This is a genomic window from Variovorax sp. TBS-050B (assembly GCF_029893635.1).
Classification (GTDB): Bacteria; Pseudomonadota; Gammaproteobacteria; order Burkholderiales; family Burkholderiaceae_C; genus Variovorax.
This window is the reverse complement of record NZ_JARXYR010000002.1, coordinates 1124425-1138461: the sequence shown is the minus strand read 5'-3', so window position 1 is coordinate 1138461 and position 14037 is coordinate 1124425. Positions and strand designations below refer to the sequence as shown.

The following is a 14037-nucleotide window of genomic DNA, read 5'->3' as shown; positions in this document are numbered from 1 at the left end:
AGCACGGCACGGCCGCGCTGGCGAATGGCGGCTCCTGCGAGCCGCCACGGACGAGCGAGGTCAGGCTCCGCAGTCTCCCGCGTCGCGGCGGGTCAGCTTCTTCTCACCCGCGTACTTGTCGGCCGCCGCCTTCACCATCGGCTTGATGATCTGCTCGTCGGCCTGGTACCAGTCGGACATGCCGCCCCACTGGCTGCCGTCCCAGGTGTGCACGCGCGCCCAGGTCGAGCCCATGTGGTCCTGGCACGAGGTGCTGATCGGGCGCAGCACGCCCGAGAAGCCCAGCGCGTCGAGCTTCTTCTGGTCGAGCGCGAGGTTCTCCATGCCCCAGCGCACCTGCTCGCCGGTCATGACCTTGCCCTTGCCGAAGCGCTCCTGCGCGCGCTTGACGGCCTCGACGCCGAGCATCTGGATGATCACGCCGCGCGTGTAGAGCACCGAGCCCACTTCGTCCTTCGGCCCCGTGCCCTGGCCCTTGTCGTGCACCTGCTTGAGGATGTCCTGGATCACCTTCGGTTGCGTGCCCGAGGTGTTGAGCGCGAGCGCGTTGTAGCCCTTGGCGTTGGCGCCCACGTCCTTCACGTCGGGCTCGGCGCCGGCCCACCACACGCCGTACATCTTCTCGCGCGGGTAGCCCGTGGCCACGGCTTCCTTGAGGGCGGTCGAGTTCATCACGCCCCAGCCCCACAGCAGCACGAAGTCGGGCCGCGACTGGCGCACCTGCAGCCAGGCCGACTTCTGCTCCACGCCCGGCGCCGTGACCGGGATCAGCGAGAGCTCGAAGCCGTTCTGCTTCGCGCGTTCCTGCAGCAGCGGGATCGGCTCCTTGCCGAAGGGCGAGTCGTGGTAGACCAGGGCGATCTTCTTGCCCTTGAGCTTGTCCATCCCGCCTTCCTTCTTGCCGATGTGCTGGATCAGGATGTCGGCCGCGGTCCAGTAGCTGCCCATGAGCGGGAAGTTCCACTTGAACACGCCGCCGTCCTGCGAGGCCGAGAGGCCGTAGCCCAGCGTGATCAGCGGGATCTTGTCGGTCGGCACCTTGTCGGTCAGCGCGAAGGTGATGCCCGTGGCCTGCGGGTCGAACAGCGACACGCCCGGGCGGCCCTTGAGGCGCTCGTAGCATTCCACGCCCTTGTCGGTGGCATAGCCGGTCTCGCATTCCTCGAACGCGATCTTCACGCCGTTGATGCCGCCCTGCGCGTTCACCAGCTTGATGTAGTCCTGCTTGCCGTTGGCCCAGGGCGTGCCGTTGGGTGCGTAGGGGCCCGTGCGGTACACCAGCAGCGGGAAGAACTGCTCCTTGGCCTGGGCCTGCGCGAGCGAAGGCGCCAGCGCGGAGCCGACGGTGCCGGCCACCAGGGCGGCGGCGAGGGCGAGCGATTTCAGTTTCTTCATTGCCTGTCTCCTTATGGGGCACCGCGGTGCCGGGTTGTCGTCGAAGCGGAATCGTTGCGAAGGGTCAATGCGGGAACGGCCAGAGGCGCAGCTTCTCTTTCGCGGTCGACCACAGCCGCGCAAGGCCGTGCGGCTCCACGATCAGGAAGAACACGATCAGCGCGCCGAAGATCATGTATTCGAGGTGCGAGGCCAGCGCGGTCGAGATCGAGAAGCCCAGCCAGCCCGGCAGCTGGTTCAGGAGCAGCGGCAGCAGCACGATGAAGGCCGCGCCGAAGAAGCAGCCCATGATCGAGCCCAGCCCGCCGATGATCACCATGAACAGCAGCTGGAACGAACGGTCGATGCTGAAGGCCGCCGGCTCCCAGGCGCCCAGGTGCACGAAGCCCCACAGTGCGCCCGCCACGCCCACGATGAAGCTGCTGACCGCGAAGGCCGTGAGCTTGGCGTAGACCGGGCGGATGCCGATCACCGCGGCCGCCACGTCCATGTCGCGCATCGCCATCCATTCGCGGCCGATGGCGCTGCGCACCAGGTTCTTGGCGAGCAGCGCGAAGATCACCACGAAGGCCAGGCAGAACAGATACTTCTGCACCGGCGATTCGATCGGCACGCCCAGCACGTTGAGCCCCGCCACGCTCACCGAGCCCGACGACGAGTTGTTGGTGAACCACTGGATGCGCAGAAAGGCCCAGTCGGTGAAGAACTGCGCCGCGAGCGTGGCCACCGCGAGGTACAGCCCCTTGATGCGCAGGCTCGGAATGCCGAACAGCACGCCGATCACCGTGGCGCACAGCCCGCCGAGCAGCAGCGAGGCGATCAGCGGCATGCCGTCGATGCGCACGTGGAAGTTGTAGGCCGCATACGCGCCCACCGCCATGAAGGCGCCCGTGCCGAGCGAGATCTGCCCGCAGTAGCCCACGAGGATGTTGAGCCCCAGCGCCGCGAGCGACAGGATCAGAAAGGGCGTGAGGATCGCGCGCATCCAGTAGTCGGACACCGCGAGCGGCACCACGACGAACGCGACCGCGAGCAGCGCGAGGATCGCGAGCCGGTCCTGCAGGATCGGGAAGATCTGCTGGTCGGCGCGGTAGGTCGACTTGAACTGGCCGTTTTCTCTATAGAACATGTCAGACCCGATCGATGATCTTTTCGCCGAACAGCCCCTGCGGTCGAACCAGCAGGAACACCAGCGCCAGCACATAGGCGAACCAGATCTCGATGCCGCCGCCGAACATCGGCCCGAGGTAGATCTCCGAGAGCTTCTCGCCCACGCCGATCAGCAGGCCGCCGATGATCGCGCCCGGGATCGAGGTCAGGCCGCCGAGGATCACCACCGGCAGCGCCTTCAGCGCCACCAGCGAGAGCGAGAACTGCACGCCGAGCTTGGAGCCCCAGATGATCCCGGCCACCAGCGCCGAGAAGCCGGCCACCGACCACACGATGACCCAGATGCGGTTCAGCGGAATGCCGATCGACTGCGCGGCCTGGTGGTCGTCGGCCACGGCGCGCAGCGCGCGGCCGGTGGCGGTCTTCTGGAAGAAGATCGCGAGCACCACCACCAGCGCCGCGGCCACCAGCGCGGCGATCAGGTCTTCCTGGCTCAGCAGCAGGCCGCCCTGGAAGGTCTTCTCGAGCACGATCAGCGGCTCCTTCGGCATGCCCACGTCGATCTTGTAGATGTCGTTGCCGAACAGCGTCTGGCCCAGGCCGTCGAGGAAGTAGGCGATGCCGAGCGTGGCCATCAGCAGCGTGATGCCCTCCTGGTTCACCAGCTTGCTGAGCGCGAGCCGCTCGATCAGCCAGGCCACCACCACCATCACCGCCATGGCCGCGACGAAGGCCAGCACGTTCGCGAGGATCAGGCTCTCGAAGCCGAACCACTTCGGGAACCACTCCGCGAAGCGCGCCATCGCGAGCGCCGCGAACAGCACCATCGCGCCCTGCGCGAAGTTGAACACGCCGGATGCCTTGTAGATCAGCACGAAGCCGATCGCGATCAGCGAATAGAGCATGCCGACCATCAGGCCGCCAAACAGGGTTTCGAGGAAAAAGCCCATGGTCACTGCCTCTCTTGTTGCTTTTCTCCCTCCCCTTCCGGGGGAGGGTTGGGGTGGGGGCGCGCGGCGTTCGATACGGCAACGCCGCCTTGTTGCGAGGGCCGCAGTGCCCCCATCCCAGCCTTCCCCCGGAAGGGGAAGGAGCAAGACCGGTGCTTCAGGGAAAGTTGCGGCATGGCTTCAGTGCTCCACACCAAGGTACGCCCGGATCACGTCTTCGTTGTTGCGCACCTCGTCGGGCGTGCCGTCGCCGATCTTCTTGCCGTAGTCGAGCACCACCACGCGGTCGGAGATGTCCATCACCACGCCCATGTCGTGCTCGATCAGCACGATGGTGGTGCCGAACTCGTCGTTCACGTCGAGGATGAAGCGGCTCATGTCCTGCTTCTCCTCCACGTTCATGCCGGCCATCGGCTCGTCGAGCAGCAGCACCTGCGGCTCCATCGCCAGCGCGCGCCCCAGGTCCACGCGCTTCTGCAGGCCGTAGGGCAGCCGGCCCACGGGCGTCTTGCGGTGGGCCTGGATCTCGAGGAAGTCGATGATGTGCTCGACGAACTCGCGCTGCTTCAGTTCTTCGCGCTCGGCCGGCCCCCAGCGCAGCGCCTGCGCGAGCAGGCCGCTCTTCATCTTGAGGTTGCGCCCGGTCATGATGTTGTCGAGCACGCTCATGCCCTTGAACAGCGCCAGGTTCTGGAAGGTGCGCGCCACGCCCATCTCGGCCACCTGGCGCGAGTTCATGTGCTTGAAGGTCTGACCGCGGAAGGTGATCGAGCCCTGCTGCGGCCAGTACACGCCGTTGATGCAGTTGAGCATCGAGCTCTTGCCCGCGCCGTTCGGCCCGATGATCGCCCGCACCTCGTGCTCGCGCACGTTGAAGCTGATGTCCGTCAGCGCCTTCACGCCGCCGAAGCTCAGCGAGATGTTCTGCACGTCGAGGATGACGTCGCCGGTTTTTCTAGCCATGGATGCGCTCCCGAATGCGGACATCCGAACGCAGAAGAAATACAAAAACTACGCAGAAGTCGCAGAAGGACTTCAACAGATCTTTCATGGTTTTCTTTTGCGACTTCTGCGAAACCTTCGCGACTTCTGCGTTCGGCTGCCCGTATTTCATGCAGCCTCCTTCAACACAGGAAACCGCTTCGCTTCGACGAGCTTCAAAGTGGCGCTCACCACCCCCGTGCGCCCGTCCTCGAACTTCACCTGCGTTTCGATGAACTGCTCCGTCTTGCCACCGTAGAGCGCGTTCACCAGCACCGCGTACTTCTCGGCGATGAAGCCGCGGCGCACCTTGCGCGTGCGCGTGAGTTCGTCGTCGTCGGGGTCGAGCTCCTTGTGCAGCACCAGGAAGCGCGCGATCTGCGTATCGCCCATGCCCGGCTCGGCCGCGAGGTCGGCATTGACCTTGGCGATGCATTCGCCCACCAGCGCCAGCACCTCGGGCTTGCCCGCCAGGTCCACGTAGCCGCCGTAGGCCAGCCCGCGGCGCTCGGCCCAGTTGCCCACGGCTTCGTAGTCGATGTTGATCGCGGCGCAGACCTCGTTGCGCGCATGGCCGAAGCACACCGCCTCCTTGATCTGCGGAAAGAACTTCAGCTTGTTCTCGATGTAGTTGGGCGCGAACATCGCGCCGCCCGCGAGGCGGCCCACGTCCTTCGCGCGGTCGATGATGCGCAGGTGGCCTTCGCCGTCGAGCACGCCCGCGTCGCCGGTGTGGAAGTAGCCCTCGGCGTCGAGCACCTCGGCCGTGGCATCGGGCCGCTTGTAGTACTCCTTGAGCACCGAGACGCCGCGCACCAGCACCTCGCCGTCGTGCGCAATCTTCAGTTCGATGCCCGGTGCGGCCGTGCCCACCGTCTGCAGCTTGACCTTGCCGTCCTGCTGCAGGCACACGTAGGCGCAGGTCTCGGTCTGGCCGTAGAACTGCTTCAGGTTCACGCCGATCGAGCGGTAGAAGCGGAACAGGTCGGGCCCGATCGCCGCGCCCGCCGTGTAGGCCACGCGGATGCGGCTCATGCCGAGCACGTTGCGCAGCGGCCCGTAGACCAGCACGTTGCCCACCGCGTACATCAGCCGGTCCCATGCGCCCACCGGCTGGCGGTTGAGGATGTCGGCGCCCACGCGCTGCGCCAGCGCCATGAACTTCGCATACATCCAGCGCTTGGGCGCGGCGGCGTCCTCCATGCGGATCGACACCGCAGTGAGCAGCCCCTCGAAAGTGCGCGGCGGGCCGAAGTAGTAGCTCGGCCCGATCTCGCGCATGTCGTTCATCACCGTGGCCGACGACTCCGGGCAGTTGAGCGTGAAGCCGCCCACCAGCCACTGCGCCACCGAGAACAGATGGTCGCCCACCCATGCCATCGGCAGGTAGCTCATGATGTTGTCGCCCGGGCCGAGCCGGTCGGTCTCGACCCCGCCGCGGCCCGCCGCGATGAAGCTCGCATGCGTCTGGCACACGCCCTTGGGCCGGCCGGTGGTGCCCGAGGTGTAGAGGATCACGCCCACGTCGGTGGCCTCGCCGCTCGCCACCGCGCGGTCGTAATGGCCCGGGTTCGCCTTGTCGAACTCGCGGCCCAGCTCGCGCAGCCTGTCGTAGCTCATCAGGCCCGGCTGCTCGTAGTGCCGCAGGCCCTTCGGGTCGTCGTACACGATGTGGCGGATGCCGCCCGCACGGCCCGCCGCCGCCTGCAGCTCGCGGCATTCGAGCAGCTTGTCGACCTGCTCCTGGTCCTCCACGATCACGAAGTCGATCGCCGCGTCCTCGAGCATGAACACCATCTCGCCCGCCACCGCATCCTGGTAGAGCGGCACCGGCACGCCGCGCAGGCTCTGCGCCGCCACCACTGCCATGTACAGGTGCGGCCGGTTCGCGCCCACGATCGCCAGGTTGTCGAATGCCTTGAAGCCCAGGCTCGCCAGGCCGCACGCGATCTCGCGCACCTCCTGCGCCACCGCGCTCCAGGTCCAGGTCTGCCAGATGCCGAGATCCTTCTCGCGGATCGCGGGCGCCTCGGGCTGTGCCTGCGCATGCGCCAGCAGCAGCCGCGGGAAGGTGGGGGCGGTAGACGATTTGTTCACAGTGGGCGGATCGTAGGCTTGCACTTTGACGTCAAGTTGTCGTTCCGACGACAATCCTAGGGAACCTACTCCCCGGAGTTTCCCGATGACCATGAGCGGATCGAACACCCTGCGCGACCGCGTGCGCCCCGCGGCCGAGGCCGAGCTCGAAGGCATCCCCTGGCTGCCCGCGCTCACCCCCGCCGAGCGCCGCCGCGCCGAGGCCGCCCTCGTCGTCGGCGAGGCCGAGGTCGGCGACCTCGTCTGCCGCGTCGGCCGCTCGCCCACCTACTGGTTCGGCGTGGTCGAGGGCCTGCTCAAGATGAGCAACGACAGCGCCGACGGCGGCTCCGTCACCTACACCGGCGTGCCGCCCGGCGGCTGGTTCGGCGAAGGCACCGTGATGAAGCGCGAGCCCTACCGCTACAACATCCAGGCCCTGCGCCGCAGCGTCGTCGCCGGCCTGCCGATCGAGAGCTTCCACTGGCTGCTCGACCATTCGATCGGCTTCAACCGCTTCGTCATGAACCAGCTCAACGAGCGCCTGGGCCAGTTCATCGCCGCACTCGAGATCGACCGCCTCAACAACCCCGACGCCCGCGTCGCACGCAACCTCGTGTCGCTGTTCAACCCCGTGCTCTACCCCGGCGTGGGCGAGGTGCTGCGCATCACGCAGCAGGAGCTCGCCTACCTGGTCGGCCTGTCGCGCCAGCGCGTGAACGAGGCGCTCAACATGCTCGCGGCGCAGGGACTGATCCGCGTCGAGTACGGTGGCCTGCGCGTGCTCGATCTGCCGGGCCTGCGCGCGACGGCGATGATGAGCCGCAAGGCTTCGCCGTCGTCTTCAACGCCCGCGCACGGCGATTCGGAAAAAGACGCGCACGGCGCCAAGCAACAACCCCGCAACCGGAACAGCAGCAAGCCATGAGCCTCAAGGACCAACTCCAGATCGTGCCGGCCGACGCAGACGTCGCCGGCTTTGCACCGCCGCCCACGCCCGCCGCGGCGGCCAAGACAGAGCCCGCGGGCCCCACGCCCGAGCAGCTCGCCGAGCGCAACGCGGCCCTGAGCGAGCGCCTCGAAGCCATGGACGAACTGCTCGCCAAATCGCTCAAGGACATCCTCGCCGACCACGAGAAAGCGCAGGAAGCCGCACTCGCATGGGACCGCTTCGGCGCGATGTGGATGCTGTCGCAGCGCGCCATGCGGCGTGTGGCGATGGACCTGGGCGCGCAGCTTGGCGTGAGCGAGCAGGAGATCGTGCAGCGGGCGATGGGGTATGCGAATGCGGTGCTGAATGGGGCGGATGAGGAAGATCTTGGAGGGACGATTGCGCCTGCGCAGATGCAGCACATCGGGCGGCACAAGGCGTTTCTTCGGGGGCAGTTCAGGGGTGGGTAAGGTCTGCGCTGCTACGGGCGGGCCGTCGCTGCGCGTGCGGCCATGGACTTCTAGTGCTCCCCATCCTGCGTCACTGAGAACGTGACGTTCTCAGCACTTGCCTTTTCGATGGCAATGCGCATTTGACGGAACGTAATGCTCTTTGCATCTGCCGGGTAGGTCAGGTTCTGGAAGAACGCGACCCGGGCGAGGCCCTCTGGACTGAACTCCCTGTATGTCAGGTTGAGTCCGCTGGAATTCAGGCCCGTGTAGATCAACTCGTAGTTGATGAAGCTGTGGCTTGACGCCACCCTGGTGGATCGCTGTCTGACCAGCTTTGCCGCGGGCGGATCGATCGTCATGGTGTAGATAACCATCACGTGATTGCCGTTCGGCATCCGTGCCACCACGCGATCCAATATGGTGCCGTCCTCGCTCACCAGGGCGGCTTGATAGACGGGATCCTCGGTATTCGGAACCACCAGAAAGGTCTTGCCGTCATGGGGGATGCGGCCTCGGATGGGATAGCTCCGGCCGGCGTTGAAGCGAAGGTTCACGGGGCCGCCCTTGAGCGAAACGGATTGCGATGGCGACGCGGTCGGTTCCTCGATCATCTGGTTCCAATAATCGATCACCTTGACCATAGGCTCGCCAACGTTGACGGTCTTGGGAACGCCAACCTTATAGTTCTTGGTGAGCACATGCTCCAAGCCTGCCTCTCTGGGCCCTTCATGCTGAATGGGCGCAGTGCATGCAATCAAAAATGCCGGCAGCAGGCCGGCGATCAACGCGCGCAACATCGAAAGTCTCTCCTCGCTCTTTGGTAGTCAGCGGATTGTGCCGCCTTTGCGGTGGCTCTTGCGTGATGACGAGTTCTGCGCGATGGTCTCCATCGGATAGGAGCGGCAAGCGTGGCAGGCATCTTCTATATTCCTCACATCCCTGAGCTCAACAGTCCACCACCATGCCCCACCTCCACCTCATCACCGGCGCCTCCCGCGGCCTAGGCCACGCCATCGCCGAGCAACTCCTCCAGCAGCAGCCCGGCACCGTCCTGCTCTGCATCTCCCGCCACCAGAGCCCCGCACTGGCCGAGCTCGCGGCCAAGCAGAAGTCGAATGTCGAACTCATCCAATGGGAGCAAGACCTCTCCAACCCCATCGCCGCCGCCGCCCGCGTGCGCGAATGGCTCGCGACGCAGGACGCGCAGCGCTTCGACAGCGCCACGCTCATCAACAACGCCGGCACGGTCGGCAACCCCGCGCCGCTGTCGGCGGCTGTCGATGGCGACCTGTCGCAGGCGCTGCGCATCGGGCTCGAGGCGCCGATGCTGCTGACGGCGGCGTTTCTCGGCGGCACGCGCGACTGGCGCGCAGCGCGCAAGGTGCTCAACATCTCGTCGGGGCTGGGCCGCAATGCGATGGGCAGCCAGGCGCCGTATTGCGCGGCGAAGGCGGGCATGGACCAGTACTCGCGTGCGGTGGCGCTCGAAGAAGCGAATGCGCCGAACGGCGCGCGCATCGTGTCGCTGGCGCCGGGGGTGATCGACACCGACATGCAGGTGCAGCTGCGCGGTGCCTCGGCCGAGAAGTTTCCGGCCCGCGGGCGTTTTGAAAAGCTCAAGAGCGAAGGGCTGCTCGACAGTCCGGCATCGGCGGCGGCGAAGGTGTTGAAGTACCTCGCGCGTGCGGACTTCGGCAGCAAGCCGGTGGCCGACGTGCGCGATCCCGATTGACGAAAGCATCGAGAAGCAGCGCATGGCCACCGCACAAGCGATCGACACCGGCGAGTACAAGCTCTTTCCCTCGCCGCGCAACCGGCACCGCATCGTGTTCGCGCACCAGGTGTTCGTGCCCTATCCGTATGCGCTGATCGTGATGGACGAGTTCGGGTTTCAGGGGCGCTACAGCCTGTTTGCGGCCTATCGGTTGAAGGATGGGAAGAACGGGCAGGTGGCGAGCTTTGAGCTTGAAGCGGATGTGGAGATCTTCAATCGGAAGTTTGTGCCGGATTGAAGTCTGCGGCGGTGGGGGCGCTGTTTGCCCCCATCCCGGCCTTCCCCCAGCGGGGGAAGGAGGAATACCGAACTACGACTGCATGGCGAAACGGTCGCGCTGGGCCTGCGCGCATTCGCCCATGACGGCGAGGGCGCGTTCGACGTTCGGCGTGCCCATCACGAACGGGTTGGCGGCGGGGGCAGGCGTGGCGCGCAGCGCGGCGAGCTTGGCCTGGGAGCCGTCGATGTTGGAGTGATTCGACAGCATCACGTCGATGCGCTGGCCCTGCACGATGGCGCCCATGCGCTGGGTGGCGCCGATGTAGGCGTCGAGGCGCGGGATGTCCTTGCCGAAGTTGAAACCGGTGCCGCCCCAGAGCATGGCGCGGTGCGTGCGCCCGCCGCTCTTCACGTCGAACACGGGCGAGATCGTGCCCATGGTGTGGCCGGGCGTCACGTAGAGCGTGACGCTGGTGTCGCCGAGGGTGATGCGGTCGCCGTCCTTCACCGCGATGTCGCGCTTGGGCGGGGCGCCCCACAGCGGCGTGGCGAACTCGAGCCGGGTCTCGGTCATGCGCCAGTCGGCCTCGCTCATGACCACGCGGGCGCGGTACTTCTGTGCGAGGTAGCCCGCGCCGCCGTAGTGGTCGCCATGGCCGTGGGTGACGATCACGTACTTGATCTGCGCGGGGTCCAGACCCAGCCTGCGCATGCCGCCCTCGATGAGCGCGGCGGCCTCGGCCTGGGTGTTGAGCGCATCGATGAGGATGATGCCCTGCGAGGTCTTGATGGCCCAGGCGCTGACCCAGTCGGCGCCGACGAAGTACAGGTTGTCGAAGGCCTGGCCCGGCGGCGGCGCGGGGCGGGCGATGTAGTCGGCGAGGCTCTTGTCGAGCGCATCCTGCGGCGGCCGCGCGGCGGGCGCGGGCTTGCAGAGGGTCAGGAGCGCGGTGAGGTCGTTGCCGGCGGCGCGGGTGGCGGTGGCCACGTGGTCCGCCACGCTGGCGTCCGACGGTGCGCTGGTGCGAGGGCCCTTCGGTATCTGTGCGCACCCCTGCACGAGGGCGGCCACCGCGGCGAGCGCGGCGGCCTTCGTCAGCAGGGAGTTTGGAGAGGGAAGCTTCTTCGTGCGTGATGCGGCCATCGATGATGTCTCCGAGTGGTGGAGACATCATTCTGCAAGCAAGGCGCTTATTCGATGGTCGCGCCCGAGGCTTTGACGATGCCTTCCCACTTCTCGTAGTCGGTCTTGAGCAGGGCGCCGAACTGCTCGGGCGTCATGCTCTGCGGCTCGGCGCCCTGGGCGACGATGGCGGCCTTCATCTCGGGCGTGGCGAGCAGCTTGTTGACTTCCGTATTCAAGGTGGCGATCACGTCCTTCGGCGTCTTGGCGGGCACGAAGAGGCCGTACCAGGTGCTCACGTCGAAGCCCTTGTAGCCGAGCTCGGCCACGGTGGGCGTGTCGGGCAGCGAGCTGCTGCGCTTGGCGCTGGTCACGGCCAGCGGGCGCAGCTTGCCGGCCTTGATCTGCGCGAGCGCGGAGGGCACCGACGAGACCATCAGGTCGACGTTGCCCGCGAGCACGTCCATCATCGCGGCGTTCGAGCCCTTGTAGGGCACGTGGCGCATCTTGATCTTGGCCGCGCCGTTGAAGATCTCGCCGGCGAGGTGGATGGTGGTGCCGTTGCCGGGCGAGCCGTAGGTCACGGTGTCGGGCGCGGCGCGCGCGGCCTTCACCACGTCGTCGAGCGTCTTGTACTTGGAGTCGGCCTGCGTGACGATGACCACCGGCGTGTAGGCCACGTGGGCCACGGCGGTGAGGTCCTTCACGGGGTTGTAGCTCAGGTTCTTGTAGAGCCAGGGCGCGACGACCATGTTGTCCTTCTGGCCCATCACGATGTCGTAGCCCGTGGGCGCGGCGCGCGCGGCCTCGGCGATGCCGATGGTGCCGCCGGCGCCGCCGCGGTTGTCGGGCACCACGGTCCAGTGCTTGGCCTCGGTGAGCTTCTGCGCCACCAGGCGCGCGAGGATGTCGGTGCCGCCGCCAGGCGGGAAGGGCACGATCATGCGCACCGGCTTGGCGGGGTAGGGCTGTGCGTGGGCGAGGGGGGCCGCGATGGCCAGCGGGAGTGCCAGCGCGATGGCCAGCGTGCCGAAATGTCTGCGGATCATGGGTTTGTCTCTGGTCTGAACGGGGCTATTGTCCTTCGGATTGACAGCGCCCCCGGGTGGGCGAATACTTCACCCGATGGTTGAGTATTTTTGGCTCGCCCGCCGCGCCGCCACGACACGGTGGGCTTCACAGGAGACGCTCATGCTCGGAAACATCGACGCGGTGGCCAACCTCGCGGTCAAGGACCTCGCCGCGGCCCGCCGCTTCTACGAAGACACGCTGGGACTGGCGCAGGTGGATGCCGAAGGCGACGAGGTCATCGTCTACCGCAGCGGCAACACCCGCATCAACGTGTACCGCTCCGACTTCGCGGGCACCAACAAGGCCACGGCCGTGACCTGGAGCGTGGGCGCCGAGATCGACCGCCTCGTGGCCGCGCTCAAGGCCAAGGGCGTGCCCTTCGAGCACTACGACATGCCCGGCGCGCAGCGCGAAGGCGACCTCCACGTCTTCGGCAAGATCAAGGTCGCCTGGTTCAAGGACCCTGACGGCAACATCCTGAACCTCATCAACGCCTGAAAAAGGCGGGATCGGACAGCCGAACGCAGAAGGAAGACAAAAGTTACGCAGAAGTCGCAGAAGGAATTCAATTTGTTTTGACTTCTTCTTTTGCGACTTCTGCGAGACCTTCGCGACCTCTGCGTCCGGCTGTCCGTATTTCTCAGCCGAAGTTCTTCGCCGCGAAGTCCCAGTTGACCAGCTTCGCCAGGAAGGTCTCGACGAACTTCGGGCGCAGGTTGCGGTAGTCGATGTAGTAGGCGTGCTCCCAGACGTCCACCGTGAGCACCGGCGTGTCGCCGGTCGTCAGCGGCGTGCCCGCGGCGCCCATGTTCACGATGTCCAGCGAGCCGTCGGCCTTCTTCACCAGCCAGGTCCAGCCCGAGCCGAAGTTGCCCACGGCCGACTTCACGAACGCTTCCTTGAAGGCGTCGTAGCTGCCCCACTTGGCGTCGATCGCCTTGGCCAGCGCGCCCGTGGGCGTGCCGCCGCCCTGGGGCTTCATGCAGTTCCAGAAGAAGGTGTGGTTCCAGATCTGCGCGGCGTTGTTGTAGATGCCGCCGCTGGACTTCTTGACGATCTCCTCGAGCGTCATCGACTCGAACTCGGTGCCCTTCTGCAGGTTGTTGAGGTTCACCACATAGGCGTTGTGGTGCTTGCCGTAGTGGTACTCGAGGGTCTCCTTCGAGTACTCGGGCGCCAGCGCGTCGAGGGCGTAGGGCAGGGGCGGGAGGGTGTGTTCCATGGTGGGTCCTTCTGGTTGGGTTGATGAAAAAAAAGGATTCAGGCGCGCGGCCTTGGGCTGACCTGGTAGGCGCAGCGCCGCGCGCCCGCCAGCACATGCTCGACGCGGCTCACGCTCACGTCGGGCCCGAGCACTTCATTGAAGAGCTGCAGTTCGCTGCGGCAGAAGCCGGTGCAGGCGCGCGCGGCGGTGCAGATGGGGCAGTGGTTCTCGATGAAGAGAAAGCCGTCGCCCTCGGGCCGGAACTCGGCCATGTAGCCCTCGCGGCTGCGGATCTCCGCCAGCCGCGCGAGCCGTGTCTTGAGGCTGCGCGCGCCGCGCATGGCGTCGGTGTAGCTGGCGCGCATGGCGGTCTCGCGCGCGCCGATCAGCTGGTCCATGCCCTTTTCGCCGAACACGCTGATCACGGCGCTGATCATCTGCACCGTCATCTCGGCATGGGTGTCGGGAAAGCGCTTGTGGCCCTCGCCGGTGAGGCGCCAGATCTGCGTGGGGCGGCCGCGGCCCGCGGGCCGGCGCTCGGCATCGACCAGGCCCTCGGCCTCCAGCTTCGCCATCTGCTGGCGCACCGCCTCCACCGTCACGCCGAGCACCCGGGCGACGTCGGGAATGCCGAGCGCGCCGCGCGTCTTGAGCGTGGAGAGGATGCGGTCGGCCGGCTGGTGCGGCATCCAGGCGGGTTTGGCGTCGACGGGGGCGGACATGGTGGGAGCGGCTGGCGTTTTGCTGGAGC

At 66.6% G+C, this 14037-nt stretch carries 15 protein-coding genes; 5 read left to right on the top strand and 10 right to left on the bottom strand.

Annotated features, from left to right (window positions below):
- Positions 1-60: 60 nt before the first annotated feature.
- From M2165_RS08435 to M2165_RS08415, 5 genes are all read right to left on the bottom strand, one after another.
- Complete coding sequence (locus M2165_RS08435) at positions 61-1395, bottom strand: ABC transporter substrate-binding protein (RefSeq protein ID WP_280814209.1); 1335 nt, start codon at positions 1393-1395, stop codon at positions 61-63.
- 64 nt (positions 1396-1459) lie between these two features.
- Entirely contained in the window at positions 1460-2524 is a 1065-nt protein-coding gene (locus M2165_RS08430; RefSeq protein ID WP_280814208.1) for a branched-chain amino acid ABC transporter permease, read from the bottom strand.
- 1 nt (position 2525) lies between these two features.
- Positions 2526-3455: a branched-chain amino acid ABC transporter permease gene (locus M2165_RS08425; RefSeq protein WP_280814207.1), complete on the bottom strand. Its 930-nt coding sequence runs from the start codon at positions 3453-3455 to the stop codon at positions 2526-2528.
- A gap of 180 nt (positions 3456-3635) precedes the next feature.
- The gene (locus M2165_RS08420; RefSeq protein ID WP_057597139.1) at positions 3636-4418 is read right to left on the bottom strand and encodes an ABC transporter ATP-binding protein; all 783 of its coding nucleotides are present in this window, start codon (positions 4416-4418) and stop codon (positions 3636-3638) included.
- 147 nt (positions 4419-4565) lie between these two features.
- On the bottom strand, positions 4566-6533 hold the full coding sequence (locus M2165_RS08415) for an AMP-binding protein (protein WP_280814206.1): 1968 nt from the start codon (positions 6531-6533) through the stop codon (positions 4566-4568).
- 91 nt (positions 6534-6624) lie between these two features.
- Between M2165_RS08415 and M2165_RS08410 the strand changes: the two genes are divergently transcribed.
- Positions 6625-7440, top strand: a complete 816-nt coding sequence (locus tag M2165_RS08410; RefSeq protein ID WP_280817498.1) for a Crp/Fnr family transcriptional regulator — start codon at positions 6625-6627, stop codon at positions 7438-7440.
- Positions 7437-7913 (top strand): hypothetical protein, encoded by a 477-nt coding sequence (locus M2165_RS08405; protein WP_280814205.1) that lies wholly within the window; start codon positions 7437-7439, stop codon positions 7911-7913. The genes M2165_RS08410 and M2165_RS08405 overlap by 4 nt, the downstream gene beginning before the upstream one ends.
- A gap of 50 nt (positions 7914-7963) precedes the next feature.
- Here M2165_RS08405 and M2165_RS08400 read toward each other — a convergent pair whose 3' ends face one another.
- Positions 7964-8692 carry a hypothetical protein gene (locus M2165_RS08400; RefSeq protein ID WP_280814204.1) on the bottom strand — a complete coding sequence of 243 codons (729 nt, stop codon included), beginning with the start codon at positions 8690-8692 and terminating at the stop codon, positions 7964-7966.
- A gap of 164 nt (positions 8693-8856) precedes the next feature.
- On the opposite strand from M2165_RS08400, the gene M2165_RS08395 reads away from it, so the two are divergent.
- Positions 8857-9627, top strand: a complete 771-nt coding sequence (locus tag M2165_RS08395; protein WP_280814203.1) for an SDR family NAD(P)-dependent oxidoreductase — start codon at positions 8857-8859, stop codon at positions 9625-9627.
- A gap of 22 nt (positions 9628-9649) precedes the next feature.
- Positions 9650-9907, top strand: a complete 258-nt coding sequence (locus M2165_RS08390) for a hypothetical protein (protein ID WP_280814202.1) — start codon at positions 9650-9652, stop codon at positions 9905-9907.
- A gap of 72 nt (positions 9908-9979) precedes the next feature.
- Here M2165_RS08390 and M2165_RS08385 read toward each other — a convergent pair whose 3' ends face one another.
- Both M2165_RS08385 and M2165_RS08380 read right to left on the bottom strand, forming a co-directional pair.
- Entirely contained in the window at positions 9980-11032 is a 1053-nt protein-coding gene (locus tag M2165_RS08385) for an MBL fold metallo-hydrolase (protein ID WP_280814201.1), read from the bottom strand.
- 47 nt (positions 11033-11079) lie between these two features.
- Positions 11080-12060, bottom strand: coding sequence for a tripartite tricarboxylate transporter substrate binding protein (locus M2165_RS08380; protein ID WP_280814200.1), 981 nt, complete (start codon positions 12058-12060; stop codon positions 11080-11082).
- Between the two features lie 142 nt (positions 12061-12202).
- Here M2165_RS08380 and M2165_RS08375 point away from each other — a divergent pair, with 142 nt between their 5' ends.
- Positions 12203-12580 (top strand): VOC family protein, encoded by a 378-nt coding sequence (locus M2165_RS08375; protein WP_280814199.1) that lies wholly within the window; start codon positions 12203-12205, stop codon positions 12578-12580.
- A gap of 142 nt (positions 12581-12722) precedes the next feature.
- Here the strand turns inward: M2165_RS08375 and M2165_RS08370 are convergent, their stop codons facing one another.
- Together M2165_RS08370 and M2165_RS08365 are read right to left on the bottom strand one after the other, a co-directional pair.
- A complete protein-coding gene (locus tag M2165_RS08370) occupies positions 12723-13304 on the bottom strand; it encodes a Fe-Mn family superoxide dismutase (RefSeq protein WP_280814197.1) in 582 nt (193 codons plus the stop codon).
- A 38-nt stretch (positions 13305-13342) separates the two neighbouring features.
- Positions 13343-14008 (bottom strand): transcriptional regulator, encoded by a 666-nt coding sequence (locus M2165_RS08365; RefSeq protein ID WP_280814195.1) that lies wholly within the window; start codon positions 14006-14008, stop codon positions 13343-13345.
- Positions 14009-14037 lie beyond the last annotated feature (29 nt).